11 protein-coding genes are annotated in these 14,238 nt (G+C 66.6%); 6 read left to right on the top strand and 5 right to left on the bottom strand.

What is annotated here, in order from left to right; all coding sequences use genetic code 11:
• The 5 genes from CDI09_RS11555 to hpnK form a co-directional block, all read left to right on the top strand.
• The coding region (locus CDI09_RS11555) for a hypothetical protein (protein WP_146220876.1) at window positions 1–192 on the top strand (192 nt) is incomplete at its 5' end.
• Complete coding sequence (locus CDI09_RS11560; protein ID WP_078525071.1) at window positions 189–851, top strand: ABC transporter substrate-binding protein; 663 nt, start codon at window positions 189–191, stop codon at window positions 849–851. The genes CDI09_RS11555 and CDI09_RS11560, both read left to right, overlap by 4 nt.
• Window positions 852–914: 63 nt before the next feature.
• On the top strand, window positions 915–2,093 hold the full coding sequence (hpnI, locus tag CDI09_RS11565; RefSeq protein WP_078525073.1) for a bacteriohopanetetrol glucosamine biosynthesis glycosyltransferase HpnI: 1,179 nt from the start codon (window positions 915–917) through the stop codon (window positions 2,091–2,093).
• 106 nt (window positions 2,094–2,199) lie between these two features.
• Complete coding sequence (gene hpnJ / locus CDI09_RS11570; protein ID WP_078525075.1) at window positions 2,200–3,624, top strand: hopanoid biosynthesis associated radical SAM protein HpnJ; 1,425 nt, start codon at window positions 2,200–2,202, stop codon at window positions 3,622–3,624.
• 70 nt (window positions 3,625–3,694) lie between these two features.
• The gene (gene hpnK, locus CDI09_RS11575; protein ID WP_078525077.1) at window positions 3,695–4,549 is read left to right on the top strand and encodes a hopanoid biosynthesis-associated protein HpnK; all 855 of its coding nucleotides are present in this window, start codon (window positions 3,695–3,697) and stop codon (window positions 4,547–4,549) included.
• Window positions 4,550–4,654: 105 nt separating this feature from the next.
• Here the strand turns inward: hpnK and trxA are convergent, their stop codons facing one another.
• The 5 genes from trxA to tsaE form a co-directional block, all read right to left on the bottom strand.
• Window positions 4,655–4,984, bottom strand: coding sequence for a thioredoxin (gene trxA / locus CDI09_RS11580; protein WP_078525079.1), 330 nt, complete (start codon window positions 4,982–4,984; stop codon window positions 4,655–4,657).
• Window positions 4,985–5,063: 79 nt separating this feature from the next.
• Window positions 5,064–8,654: a double-strand break repair helicase AddA gene (addA, locus tag CDI09_RS11585; protein WP_078525081.1), complete on the bottom strand. Its 3,591-nt coding sequence runs from the start codon at window positions 8,652–8,654 to the stop codon at window positions 5,064–5,066.
• Window positions 8,651–11,704 (bottom strand): double-strand break repair protein AddB, encoded by a 3,054-nt coding sequence (gene addB, locus CDI09_RS11590; protein WP_078525083.1) that lies wholly within the window; start codon window positions 11,702–11,704, stop codon window positions 8,651–8,653. Before addB ends, addA begins: the two co-directional genes overlap by 4 nt.
• Window positions 11,701–12,462, bottom strand: a complete 762-nt coding sequence (locus tag CDI09_RS11595; RefSeq protein ID WP_078525085.1) for a nucleotidyltransferase family protein — start codon at window positions 12,460–12,462, stop codon at window positions 11,701–11,703. Before CDI09_RS11595 ends, addB begins: the two co-directional genes overlap by 4 nt.
• Window positions 12,459–12,944: a tRNA (adenosine(37)-N6)-threonylcarbamoyltransferase complex ATPase subunit type 1 TsaE gene (gene tsaE / locus CDI09_RS11600; protein WP_167370181.1), complete on the bottom strand. Its 486-nt coding sequence runs from the start codon at window positions 12,942–12,944 to the stop codon at window positions 12,459–12,461. Before tsaE ends, CDI09_RS11595 begins: the two co-directional genes overlap by 4 nt.
• A gap of 252 nt (window positions 12,945–13,196) precedes the next feature.
• Here tsaE and CDI09_RS11605 point away from each other — a divergent pair, with 252 nt between their 5' ends.
• Entirely contained in the window at window positions 13,197–14,222 is a 1,026-nt protein-coding gene (locus tag CDI09_RS11605) for an NAD(P)/FAD-dependent oxidoreductase (RefSeq protein WP_078525087.1), read from the top strand.
• Window positions 14,223–14,238: the final 16 nt, after the last annotated feature.

Below are 14,238 nucleotides of genomic sequence, written 5' to 3' on the forward strand. Positions count from 1 at the left end.
CTGCTCGACCGCGTGCGCTTCCGCCCCATGACCCTGCCCGACCGCTTCATCGACCATAACAGCCAGGAGGCCCAGTACCATGAGGCCGGGCTGGATGCGGTGGCCATTACCAATACCGCCCTTGATGCGCTGGGTGTCGGAATCAGCATGACGAAGCCCTTGCTAAAGACGGCAAACGGACCGAAATCATGAACATTATGAAACATGCCCTGAAAACCACCGCACTGGCGCTTTGCGCCGGCCTGATGGCGGCACCGGTCATCCCTGCCGTCTTCCCCATTCATGCAGCCCATGCCGCCAGCGCGTCCGACGCGCAGGTGCAGGAGCCGATCAAGGCCCTTTACGCGGCCCTTGACCGCGTGCAGGCCAAAGGCAGCGGCACGTTCGAGCAGCGCTCGCAGATGCTCGCTCCCTCGATCGACCGTGCCTATGACATGGAGACCGTGCTCGCCTCCTCCATCGGCCCGCGCTACGCTGCCCTGCCCGCTGACCAGAAGCAGCAACTTCTGGCCACGTTCCGCCAGTTTACGATCGCCCGCTATGTCTCGAGCTTCAAGCCGGGCAGCGACGCGCGCTTCACCATCGATCCTGCTGTCACGCCCTCTCCGGTGGGTAACGACCGCATTGTTATAACGCACATCGGCTCATCCGATGATCCGAGCGGGACCGAAATCAATTACGTGATGCGCTCGGATGCCAAGGGCTGGCAGATCGTTGACGTGCTGCTCAATGCCCATATCAGCCAGGTTGCGGCACAGCGTGCGGATTTCAGCTCAGCCCTGTCTGGCGGGAATGTCCAAAAACTGACAAATCTGTTACAGAAGAAAATCAAGACCTTCTCGGAAGAGTAATCTGACCCTTCCCTGACGTCTTTTTCATTTTTGCCTTGCGCGCGGGACCTTGCCGGAAAAATAATGTCTGTTTTCAACGCTCTTGTTTCACCCGCCGGACTGGCTGCGACTGTCGCGGCCGCTGGGTGCATGCAGGCAGCGGTAGGCACTTTCCTGGTCTCGCGTTTCCGCTGGCAGGAAAAACGCGTTGACCGGGAAGTGCCCCTGCCACCGGTCTCCGTGCTCAAGCCGCTGCATGGGGATGAACCCCTGCTTGAGGAAGCACTCGAAAGCTTCTGCACGCAGGATTATCCCCATATGCAGATCGTCTTTGGTGTGCAGGCCGAGGATGATGCCGCCATCCCCATCGTGCGCCGCCTGATGGAACGTCATCCGGACGTGCCGATGGAGCTGGTGATCGACTCCACCTTCCATGGGGTGAACCGCAAGATCGGCAATCTGATCAACATCATGACCCGCGTGAAGCATGATGTGCTGGTCATTTCCGACTCGGACATTCACGTGGCGCCCGATTACCTGCGCCACGTGGTGGGCGCGATGGTGCCCGACAATGTGGGACTCGTGACCACGCTCTATGCCGGGCTGCCTGCCTCAAACACAGTTCCGCGCCTGCTCGCGGCCTGCCAGATCAACCACAACTTCCTGCCTGGCGTCATGCTGTCGCGCTACCTCGGGCGGCAGGACTGCCTTGGCGCCACCATGGCGCTGCGGCGCTCCATGCTCGACTCCATTGGCGGGCTCGAAGCCCTTGTGCCCCATGTGGCCGATGATGCGATTCTTGGCCGCTACGTGCGCGAGCATGGCAAGGACATCGCCATTGCCGCGTGCATGACATGGACCACCGTGGGCGAAACCTCGATGCGTGAGGTGCTGGCGCATGAACTGCGCTGGGGCCGCACCGTCAAGACACTGGAACCGGCAGGCTATGCGGCCTCAGCCATCCAGTTGCCCCTGTTCTGGGCCACGGTCGCGGTGCTGCTCGCACCCCATGCGGCGTGGACCTGGTTCTTCTTTCTTGGCGCGTGGGGATGGCGGGGCGTATGTTCCTTCATCCTTGACCGGACACTGGCGCAACGCAGCCTGCTGCCGTTAGTGCTACTGCCACTGCGCGACTGGATCTCAGCTGCGATCATGGTAGGCAGCGTGACGGGCACAAGGGTTGCCTGGCGCGGGCAGACGATGCATGTCACGCCCCATTCGGTCATGACACCACGATCGCAACCCGCCTCCCCCGGTGACTGACTCCCCCGCCAGCCCGCCGGACCGTTTTAAAAACCCACCCTGTAGTCAATAAGAACGGGTATTAAGGGAACCCCGTTCCCCGCCAGAACCCGAGGATACGCGTAGCATGATGAAAACCCTGTTTCTCCAGCCGCCTTCGTTTGACGGATTCGACGGTGGGGCCGGTTCCCGCTATCAGGCCAAGCGGGAAATCAAGTCGTTCTGGTACCCGACCTGGCTGGCCCAGCCCGCCGCCATGGTTGAGGGCAGCCGCCTGATCGATGCGCCGCCTGCCCGCATGGGCATGGAGCCGATCCTCGAAGACGTGCGCAACCGCGACCTCGTCATCATGCACACCTCCACGCCTTCCTTCGCATCGGACGTGCGCGTGGCCCAGATGCTCAAGGAGGCCAACCCCAAGGTCAAGATCGGCATGGTTGGCGCCAAGGTGGCGGTGCAGCCCGAAGAGAGCCTGCTCAATGCCCCGCCAGTCGACTTCGTGGCGCGCAACGAATTCGACTTCACCATCAAGGAAATGGCGGAAGGCCGCGAGTGGAAGGATGTCGATGGCATCTCCTGGCGCGATGCCGATGGCAAGATCGTGCACAACCGCGACCGCGCCATGATCGAGGACATGGACAGCCTGCCGTTCGTGACCGAAGTGTACAAGCGTGACCTGAAGATTGAAGACTACTTCATCGGTTACCTGATGCACCCCTACATCTCGATCTATACCGGCCGTGGCTGCAAGTCGCGCTGCACCTTCTGCCTGTGGCCGCAGACCGTGGGCGGCCATCACTACCGCACCCGCAGCCCCGAGCACGTGGCCGCCGAGATCCGCCTGGCGAAGCAGTACTTCCCGCAGGTGAAGGAATTCTTCTTCGATGACGATACCTTCACCGATGACCTGCCGCGCGCCGAAGCGATTGCCAGGGAACTCGGCAAGCTGGGCGTAACCTGGTCGTGCAACGCCAAGGCGAACGTGCCCCGCAAGACGCTGGAAGTGCTCAAGGCCAACGGCCTGCGCCTGCTGCTCGTGGGTTACGAGAGCGGCAACCAGCAGATCCTGCACAACATCAAAAAGGGCATGCGCGTCGAGACGGCCCGCGAGTTCACCAAGAACTGCCATGAACTCGGCATCAAGATCCATGGCACCTTCATCCTCGGCCTGCCGGGCGAGACGAAGGAAACCATTCAGGAAACCATCCGCTTCGCCACCGAGATCAACCCGCACACGCTGCAGGTTTCGCTGGCAGCGCCCTATCCCGGCACGTTCCTGCACCAGCAGGCGACCGAGAATGGCTGGCTGGATGAAAAGAACGCCGAGCTGATCGATGACAACGGCGTGCAGATCGCACCGCTGCACTACCCGCACCTGTCACACACCGAGATCTTCCAGAGCGTGGAAGAATTCTACCGGAAGTTCTACTTCCGTGCGCCCAAGATCGCCTCGATCCTGAACGAGATGGTGCGCAGCCCGCAGATGATGAAGCGCCGCCTGCGCGAAGGGGTGGAGTTCTTCCAGTTCCTGCGCGAACGCCGCGCGGCCTGATCCCGCCACGCCCCATGCCGGAACCTTCGGGTTCCGGCATTTCTTTTTTCAAGCCACCCGGTTTTCCAGCATGAAGCGCGTCATCATATCCGCCGACGATTTCGGCCTGTCGGAAGAAGTCAACGAGGCCATCGAGATCGCCCATCGGGATGGATTGCTGTCAACCGCGAGCCTGATGGTTTCCGGCCCCGCCGCCGCCGATGCCGTACGCCGCGCCAAAAAGCTGCCTGACCTGCGGGTGGGGCTGCACCTTGTAGCCATTGAAGGCCCGGCCACCCTGCCGCCTGCCGATATTCCGCTGCTGGTTCCGCAGGATGGTCTGTTCCCCTCCGACCAGCTCAAGCGGGGGGTGGAATATTTCTTTCGGCCTGCCGTGCGGCGTGAACTGGCTGCCGAGATCGAGGCGCAGTTCCGCGCCTTTGCCGCAACCGGGCTTATGCTGGACCACGCCAACGCGCACAAGCACATGCATCTGCACCCCACCGTGGGGCGCTACCTGATTGAAAGCGGCCTGCGCCATGGCCTGCGCGCGGTGCGCGTGCCGCTCGAGCCACCCGAGCCACTCCGCGCGGCCGGCACCTATGCCGACACGCTGGGCGATGCCGCCCTGCGGCGGTGGACCGGGCTTTTACGCCATCAGGCGCATAAGGCCGGGCTGGTGACGAATGACTGGTGCTTTGGCCTGGCATGGAGCGGGCACATGACGACCGAGCGCGTCTCGGCGCTGGCCGCCCACCTGCCTGATGGTCTGTCGGAAATCTATTTCCACCCGGCCACGGCCAAGAACAGACTGTTACAGCGGCTCATGCCGACTTACGAACATGAGGCCGAGTTCCGCACGCTCTGCGCGCCGGGCTTTCGCTCGGGGCTGGCTCATGCGGGAGCTGTACCCACGACATGGACCGATGTTGCTAGCGGGCGTTAAACGGACGGAATAAAAGGTTTTGGTAAAGCTTTTTTTCACAAAAAAGCTTTAAAAGAACGCCGCCTTTTTAAAAAAAGGCGGCACCCAAAAACTTTTTACTGATAATCAGCCGAGCTTGGATTCAACCCATGCCTTGAGCTGGCTCTTGGGCATCGCACCGGTCTGCTGGGCTACGGGCTTGCCATCCTTGAACAGGACCAGAGTGGGAATGCTGCGTACGCCATATTCGTTGGGGGTGCGGAGATTATTGTCGATATCGACCTTGGCCACGGTCATGCGGCCCTTGAACTCGCCGCCGAGCTCTTCCAGCGCGGGCGCGATCATTTTGCACGGGCCGCACCATTCAGCCCAGAAATCAACCAGAACCGGCTCCTTCGAGTCGAGCACCAGCGTCTTGAACTGGTCATCGCTGACCGCAATCGTGTTTTCACCCATCACTCAATGCTCCATTTACGGCAGCCATGGCTGCCTGTGTCCTTGCGTCCTGCTGACATGGCAATCGCCCGGCACGCGGTCAAGCCCGTACCGACCCCTTTAAGGCAACCCGGTCCGGCGCATAATGGTCCAGCAGTGCCGCGGGCAGGATGTCAACGCGCACGCCCTCGGTCCAGACCAGCACGCACACAACCTGCCTGCCGGGATAGACCCCGCGCAACAGGGCGCGGTAGGCCGCCATCTGGCGCAGGTAGAGCACGGGGGTCTGCCCAATATCGGCTGGTGGATGGCGGTTGGTCTTGAAGTCGCACACCATGACCGTATCGGCATTGACCGCCATGCGGTCCACCTGCCCCACGATCACCTGCTCGCCCACGATTCCGGCCAGGGGCTGCTCCACGCGGCTGCCAGGCGCAAACAGGGCCGCAAGCTCTGGCCGCTCCATGACCGCGAGCACCTCCGCCACCAGTTCATCACGCAGTTCGGGCGCAAGCCCCGCCGCCGGGCGCGACAGCCAGGCATGGGCCAGATCCGCACGCGCATCGGGCGCGCAGTCGGGCAGGTACTGCAACAGGGCATGCACCAGTTGCCCGCGTTGCAGGGCGCGGGCGCGCCGGGCCGTGGCATCCGCCCGGTCGCGCACCGTGCTGGCCGAGACCAGCGGCGAGCGCACGGCAGGCTGCGGGCCAAGGGCCACATCATCGGGCCGGCTGGGCGCAAGCGGGCGGGCCAGCGGGCCTTCCGCCACGGGCAGCACGGGCCGCCACAGCGGCGCGTGGCCCATCCACTCCGGCAAGGCGACGGGTTCCACCTCCAGCGCCGGGGCCTGCGACCGGGGCATGGGCGCGGACACGCTGCGCTTTTCCTCCAGCACCAGGCTTTCACCCTCCCAGCCCAGATCAAAAGGCCGGGCCTCGGCGCCTGCCTGCTCGAAACCACGGTGGCACAGGTCATACCAGCAGCCATCGGGCACGCCCCGGCTGGGCTTCCAGCCGCATATGACCAGCCGGTCGCTCGCACGGGTCAACGCCACGTAAAGCAGACGGTTATATTCCTCCGCCGCCTCCTGTTTGATCTTGTCCTGCAAGGCTGCGGTCAGGTCGGTGGTCAGCTCGCGGCGGGGCACCCAGATGGGGATGTCGAGACCGGTCTGCTGGTCCTTTTTCCACAGGATGTTGGTGTCAGAGCGGGGGCTGGCGATGGTATCGGGCAGCACCACCAGCCGCGCCTGCAGCCCCTTGGCCCCGTGCGCGGTCATGACGCGCACCATGTTGGCCGAGGCGTCAGGCTCATGGCGCACGGTCTCATCCGAGGCATTGAGCCAGTGCAGGAAGCCCTGCAGCGAGATGGCATGCGCCTCCTCAAAGCGCAGCGCGGCGGAGAGCAGTTCATCCACCGGCTCCACCGCCTCCGGCCCAAGGCGGGCCAGCAGCCGCGTGCGCGCCCCCAGCGGCCCAAGGGCCTCGGCCAGAAGCTGGTAGGGGGTTGCGTAGTCCACCTGCCGGAACAGCGTGTTGAGGATATGCCATGCCGCCGCCCAGTCCGGGCGCTCGGTATGGCGCGCGCGCAGCACGGCCCAGAGCGGTTTGCCATCGCGGCCCGTTGCAAGATGCATGAGCGACTCATCATCCAGCCCGCCAATGGGCGAGGTCAGCACGCAGGCCAGCGTCAGGTCATCCTGCGGCAGGAGCAGACACGCGCACAGCGCCATGAGATCCTGCACGGCAAGCTGGTCGGTCAGCACGGTGCGCACGAGGGTGGCCACCGGCACGTCGTTCGTTTTCAGCGCGCGGATCAGGGCGCGGGCGAAGGCCGAGCGACGCGGCACGAGAATCAGCACGTCACCCGGCGCAAGCGGGGCCTCGCCCGGTGCCGGGGGCCTGCGCAGTTCGGCTGCAATCCAGGCGGCCAGCGTATCGGCCAGGCGCTGCTGGGCAGTGGACTGGCCCGCGTTCTGGCTGGGGGCCTGCCAGGGGCTGACTGCCTCGCCATCCTCCTCCACCGGCACGGGGGGCCAGATCTCGACGCGGCCGCCCTGGCCGGGGCGGGCGGTGACATGGGGGGGAATGGTGCCATCGGGCTCGGCCACGCCCCGGGCGGCGGCGGCGTTGGCGAACACGCTGTCCACCAGTTTGAGCACCGGGGCGGTGGAGCGGAAGGAAACGGTCAGGGCCGGTTCGCGCCACAGGGCCCCGGCTGCCGCCGCACTGTGGCGAAAGCGCTGCCGCCACGCGCGGAAGGCCTCGGGGTCGGCCCCCTGAAACGAATAGATCGACTGCTTGTAGTCCCCCACCGCGAAGATGGTGCGCGGCGTGCCCTCGTCATCATGCGTGCCTTCGCCTGCGAAGAACTCCGCCGTCAGCCCCCCCGCGATGGCCCACTGGTCGAATGATGTATCCTGCACCTCATCAAGCAGAAGGTGGTCGATGCCGCCGTCGAGCTTGTAGAGTACCCACGCCGCACCGGGGTCACGCAGCAGTTCGAGCGTGCGGTCGATCAGGTCATCATAATCAACCATGCCCTGCGCGCTCTTGCGCGTGGCGTAACGCTCCAGCACCGGCTGCGCGACCGAGAGCAGCGCGCAGGTCAGTTCAAACACCGTGATCGCACGCATCTGCTGCTCAATGGCGATGATGCGCGCCGCCTCCGCCAGCAGCTGTTCGACCAGCACCGGGCGCGCGGCGGCAAGTTTGGCGTTCAGCCCGCCGCGCTGACGGGGCGCGCCATCGTTTTTCAGCAGCGCCTTGCGCCACACGGGCCATTGTGCCGCGCGGGCCGCCGCATCCTGCCCCAGCCAGGCCAGCATGATTTCGGCCTGCGTCCTGACGGTGGGCGATCCTTCCTGCGCCGCGTAACGCAGGCCGTCGCGCAGGGCGTCCTCATCGGGGATGGTGGCGCAGGCCTGGCGCAGCACCTCCTCCACGCTGCGCCCGCTTATGCCCAGCAGGCGCATCAGGGCAGCCTCGACACTGGCCCGGTCGCGCACCCACTGCCGCGCCACCGGCAGCAGGCGGCGGGCATGCGCCTGCAACCGCGCGATCAGGGACGTAAAGTCACCCATGCCGATCTGACCCGCCAGCAGCCCCACGGCGGGGCCGCCCGCGCCCACCACGTCCTCCACCGCCGCGCGCTGGGCCAGGCGGGCATCGGTTTCCTCGATCAGGGTGAAATGCGGGCTGATCGCGGCTTCAATGGGGAAGCGCCGCAGCAGCGACTGGCAGAAGGCATGGATGGTGCCAATGCGCATGCCGCCGGGCAGATCAAGCACGCGGGCAAACAGTTCACGCGCCACCTCGCGCGTGCGCTCATCCACCGGCACCGACAGGCGGGCAAGTTCCCCATCCAGCGCCGCATCAGGCAGCATGACCCACTGGCCCAGCCGGTCCTGCAGGCGGATCGACATTTCGGCTGCCGCCGCCTTGGTAAAGGTCAGGCACAGGATGCGACCGGGGTCGCTGCCCGCGACACGGGTGGGCACGCCGTCACGGTCGGGCACGTCACGCGGCAGCATGAGGCGCAGCAGCCGGTCGATCAGCAGCTTGGTCTTGCCACTACCCGCCGAGGCCGAGACAAACACCGATGCCTGCGGGTCCGATGCCTGCGCCTGGCTGCGATTGGCAAGGCCGATGGCGTCCATCGTGGTGTCGGCCTTTGGGGGGAACACGTTCATCCGCCATTCTCCTCACGCGCCGCACTCCATTCCGCAACGCGGGCCAGATGGGCGTAATCGGCAAAGCGGGGTTCCTCGCCGGGATAGGGGTGCGACAGATAGGGCTGGTCGGGATTGTCGTAACCGGCCACCAGATCACGCAGCCCCGCGCGGCATGACGCGATCAGATCGGTCAGCTCCTCCCCGCGCGCCACGTCGAGCACCAGGGCTGGCACATGGCCGCCGGTCAGCCGCCAGTAGACCAGTTCCGCCACCGTGCCCGCGATAGGGGGCGGAAAGCCGCCATTTTCAATCATCGCGGCCTCAAGCACCAGTTGCGACTGCCAGCCCTCCAGCACGCTGCGCCGCGTGGGCAGGGTGCCGGTCTTGTAATCGAACAGGCTCAGCGTGCCATCACCGTTGCGATCAATCCGGTCGGCCCGGCCGCGCAGGGTGAAGGGGCCGCCGGGCAGGCCTTCGAGTTGCATGCGTCCGCTCAGTTCGGTCAGCACCTCACGCGCGCCACCCGTGGCCCGCCGCGCCTGTTCGGTCCGGGCGCACCATGTGGCGATGCGTTCCAGCCTTGGCGCCCACCAGGCGGCAAGGGCCGGGCGCAGTTCAGCCCTGCGCAGCACATCGGTAAAGACGGCCTGCATTTCGGTCGCGCCCTCTGCCGGCCAGTCGGTGGGGTGGGCGCTGAACCACTCATCAAGGGCCGCGTGCACGATCTGCCCGTAATCCGCAGCATCCGCCAGTTCCTCAAGGTCGGGCAGGCGGTTGAGGCGCAGGATGCGGCGGGCATAGATGGCGTAGGGGTCGCGCATCCATGTCTCGATCTCGGTCACTGACAGGCTGCGAGGGCGCAGGGCGACTGCCGGGCACGGACGCGGCGGGCTGGCAGGCTGCACCAGCCCGCCGGGCGGGCGGTCGAGGCTGTCAAGCCAGCGCAGGGCGGGGTGCGGCGGCAGGCCGTAGCCGTGCCCCGCCAGATAGGCATTGAGCCTGACCAGCCACCGCGCGGGCACGGTCGGCGCGCCCTGCCGCCGTGCCGCCATGGACAGCACGACCCTTGGCGCAGCACAGGCGCACGAGACGAAGTCATGCGCGGCCTGGCCTATGGCCCATTCCGGCGAGGGCAGACCCACGCGGGTGCGCATGGGGCGGCTCATCCATGGCCCTGGATCGGTGGCGGGGGGCCAGACGGTCTCGACCAGGCCGCCAAGCACGATGGTGTCGGCCGTCTGCAATCGCGCTTCAAGCAGGCCCCAGATGAACACGCGCGGATGCACCGCCGTGCCCTCGCGCCCACGCACCGCGCGCCGCCCCTGCACCGTCATGCCCGCCAGCGAGGAGGCCAGCAGCCCGTCCAGCGCGCCCAGCCGGGCCTCGGGCAGCACGTCGCACCATGCCAGCATGCCACTCATGTGCTGACCCAGCGCGTTGCCTTCCTCACCGGCCCACAGGCGCTCGGCGCCATCGGTGGTGTCGGTCGCGGCAAGCGCCTGCGCGGTCTCGATCAGGGCGGCAAGCAGGGTGGAAACCGGCACCAGACTCGCGCGCGGCAGGGCGAGCAGCGGACCGAAAGCTGTTTCGAGCCGGTTGATGAAGCCGGTGATTTCCTCCGGCGCGTCGGGCGCATCGGCCAGCGCGCCGTGCGGGTCTTGCGCCGCCCGCGCCAGCGCGCCCCTCAGCCCGGCAATGCCCGGTGGCGGGGCGGGGCCGCGCAGCACCAGCCGCTCGAGCTGGCGGGCGCTGGCGCGGCAGTTGCCCGGCGCAAGGCCACACGCCGCCAGCGGGTGCTTGATGACCGAAAGCAGCGCCACGGGCGAAAGCCCGCCATCCACCGCCTGTATGATCAGCCGCAGGAAAGCGGTCTGCGGTATGGTGAGCAGGCTTTCGCCCGCGCTGTCATCGGCAATGACGCCCCAGCGCACCAGTTCGGTCGCAACGCGCCCGGCCAGCGCACGGTCGGGGGTGACGAGGGCGGCGCGCCTGCCGGGCTGCTCGAGCACCTGGCGCAGCACCATCGCAATGGCCGCCGCTTCCTCCTGCTGGTCGGTGCTGCGCAGTACCGACAGGCCATCGGCCATGACCGGAGCCTCGGGGTCGCGCCAGCCCGCCAGCGCATGGGCGGGCAGCAGGGCGCGGGCCAGCAGGCTGGCGCGCGGGATGGGGCTGCTGGCAACGCATCCCGGTGGCACATCCTCCCACTTTTCCATGCAGGCCCGCTCAAGGCCGAGTTCGGCCAGCATGTGCGCGGTGCCCGCCTGCGGGTGGTCGGGCGGCAAGTTGCACCAGACGTTATCGGCGCAGTCCATATCCACGCCCGGCAGCACCAGCAGCCCATCGGGCAGCGACAGCACGGCGCGCAGCATGGCGATGGTGGAGGGCACGGCATCGGAAAAACCTGCCGCCCAGATGGGGTAGCCTGCCGGTGGTGGCACCTCCAGCCAGCGCGCGGCCTGCGCATGCAGCAGGGCAGTCTGGCGGGCGACGGGGTTCATCACCCCCTGCTCGGCCAGCCATGCGGGCCAGACCTGGGTGATGATGGACAGGAACTGCACGGTCAGGTGCCAGTGCTGGGCAAAATCGCCCTCGGCGGCATGGGGCAGGCGCTCGCACAGGTCGCATTCGGCCCATTCCGCCTCATCCATCAGGTCAGCCAGCGCGCGGGCCAGCGGCCAGGCCTGGTCTACGCCCTGCACATCACCAAAGGCGCGGCCTGCCTGCATGACCAGCAGCGTAAGCGTGGCAAGGCGGCGGATGGGGTCGACCGCGGGCGGCAGGTCAAGCGCATTGCGACCCGAGAGCGCAAGGGCCGCCTCATCAAGCCCGGCAATGGGGGCGATGCGCGGCAGCAGGATGGGGCGACCATCGACCTGCCGCACGAAGGCCTCGGTCAGGGCGCGGGCGGCGCGGCGGCTGGGCAGCAGGATCAGGCCGGTGCCGCAGGCCTGCGCGTCATGCCCCGCCTGCGCCAGCCAGCGCGCGGCAATCTGGTCCACAAATGGCACATGCGGCGGAATGACGGCCGCCCGACCGCGCAGGGCAGGGGCTTCGGGCTGGCTCACAGGCCGGAATCCGAATCGGGGTTCAGGGTTGAATGCAGCACGCGCTCGGCGGCCGCGATATCGGCCGGGCGTGAGAGGTGGAACCACAGCGAATCATGCACGATCACACCCAGGCGGCCTGCCTCCATTGCCTTATCCCACAGCCGGTTCATGCTGAAGCCGCCTTCGGGCGCTGCATCGAACAGCCGGGGCGAGCAGATCTGCACGCCGGTAAAGATATAGGGCGTAATCTCGCCCGCGCGCGGGCGGCGCGGCCTGCCGTGGGCATCGACGGCAAAATCGCCATGGCCCACCTCGCCCACCGCACGCGTCATGCCGCCAAGCAGCAGCATGGCGTCCATGCTGGCAGGGTCGAACGCCGCCGCCAGCCGCCGCAGGGCAGGCACCGGGCCGTTGAGCCACATGGCATCGCCATTGAGCAGAAAGAACGGGTCCGGCCCGATCCGGCCCGCGCGCAGGGCACTTGCGGCACTGCCGCCGGTTTCAAGCAGGGTTTCCTCCACCTGTTCAACCGTGCGGGGGCCACGATGGGCAGCCGCCCGCGCGGCCAGCGCCGCATGGATGGCATCGGGCTGCCAGTGGGCATTGACCACCACCTGCGCAACACCCGCCGCCTCGAGCCGGTCAAGCACATGATCGAGAATCGGCTGACCCGCCACGCGCAGCAACGGCTTGGGCACCGCTTCGCTCAGCGGCCGCATGCGCCGCCCCAGCCCTGCGGCAAAAACCATGGCGGTACGGGGCATGTTCACGCTCATGGGGCATCTCCTGTATCGAGGTTCGTCAACTGCGCCAGCCGCCCGCCACCACCTGCCAGCCGGGCCACGCGCCCGCCCGCCGCATCGGGCACAAGGCTCACGCGCAGCGCATCAGGGGGTGTCAGGTTGCCCAGCCGCTCTGGCCATTCAACCAGCACGATGCCCTCGCACGCCTCATCCCACCCCAGCTCATGCAGGGCATCGGGGCCATCAAGCCGCCACAGGTCAAAATGCGAGATCGGAGCCAGCGGCGCTTCATAGACCTGCACCAGCGTATAGGACGGGCTGGGCACTTCCATTTCCGCATCCCCGCACAGGGCGCGCAGCAGGGCGCGGGCCAGCGTGGTCTTGCCAGCCCCCAGATCACCTTCCAGCAGCACGACATCGCCGGGGCGCAGCACGGCGGCCAGCGCCCGGCCCAGCGCCTGCGTGGCCTGAGGGTCGGGCAGGGAAATTTCACGCACGAACGGGTTTGCATCCATGCGGCCAGTGTGCCCCCGCCCTGCCTCCGCGCACAAGGGGGATGGCAGGGGCGCGCATGGAAAACCGTTTTCATATCCTGCGCCCTGGTTGCGCAAGGAGGGTTTTCTTTTCAATAGTTTAGCACAACAACGCACGCCATCGTCACACGCCAGACCGCGCCCGAGGCTTGCGCCTGCGGGCACAACCAAGCAAAACCGCACCTGACATATGCCTTTAACCAGACCACGGACTGCAGGACAGCTGAGCCGGACATGATCACGCCCTCCCCCACCCACACCACCGATGTCGCCATTATTGGAGCGGGCCCTGCCGGGCTGTTCGCCGCCTTTGAATGCAGCATGCTCAAACTTGGCTGCGTGCTGATTGATGCGCTTGATGAAATTGGCGGCCAGTGCGCAGCGCTCTACCCTGAAAAACCGATCTATGACATTCCCGCCCACCCCGCAATCGAGGGCGGCGCGCTGATCGAGGCGCTCGACCGCCAGATCGCGCCCTTTGACGTGCCGCGCCTGCTTGGCCGCCGGGTGGAGCGGCTCGAGGGCACACGCGGCGCCTTTCGCCTCGGCACTGACAAAGGCGACGTGATTGCAGCCCATGCCGTCATCATCGCGGCCGGTGCTGGCGCGTTTGGCCCCAACCGCCCCCCGCTTGAGGGGCTGGCCGCTTTCGAGGCTACGGGTAGCGTGCAGTATTTTGTGCGCCGCCGCGCCGATTTTGCGGGCAGGGACGTACTGATTGCGGGCGGTGGCGATTCAGCGGTGGACTGGGCGCTGTCCCTGCGCGAGGTCGCGCGCAGCGTGAAGCTGGTGCACCGCCGCGACCGCTTTCGCGCCGCCCCCGAAAGCCTGCGCCAGCTTGACGAGGCCGTAGGCCGTGGCGAAGTGGAAAAGATCATCGGCTACCAGCTGCATGGCCTGCACGGCACGGATGGCCAACTCGCGGGCGTGGACCTTGCCACGCTCGATGGCACGGTAAGGCATGTGGCGTGTGACCACCTGCTGCCCTTTTTCGGGCTGGCGACCGACCTTGGGCCAATTGCCCAGTGGGGACTCGACACCCTGCGCGGCACCATTCCCGTTACCCCTTCCACCTGCGAGAGCAGCCTGGCCGGCATTTTCGCGGTAGGCGATGTCGCGACCTATCCCGGCAAGCTCAAGCTGATCCTCCAGGGCTTTGCCGAAGGGGCCATGGCGGCGCATGCCATCCACCCCATCGTGCACCCTGACAGGGCGCTGCATTTTGAATATTCGACCAGCAAGGGCGTGCCCGCAGGCTAGGCGGTGGCGGATTTCA

It is taken from the genome of Komagataeibacter nataicola (assembly GCF_003207795.1).
In the GTDB taxonomy this organism is placed as follows: domain Bacteria; phylum Pseudomonadota; class Alphaproteobacteria; order Acetobacterales; family Acetobacteraceae; genus Komagataeibacter; species Komagataeibacter nataicola.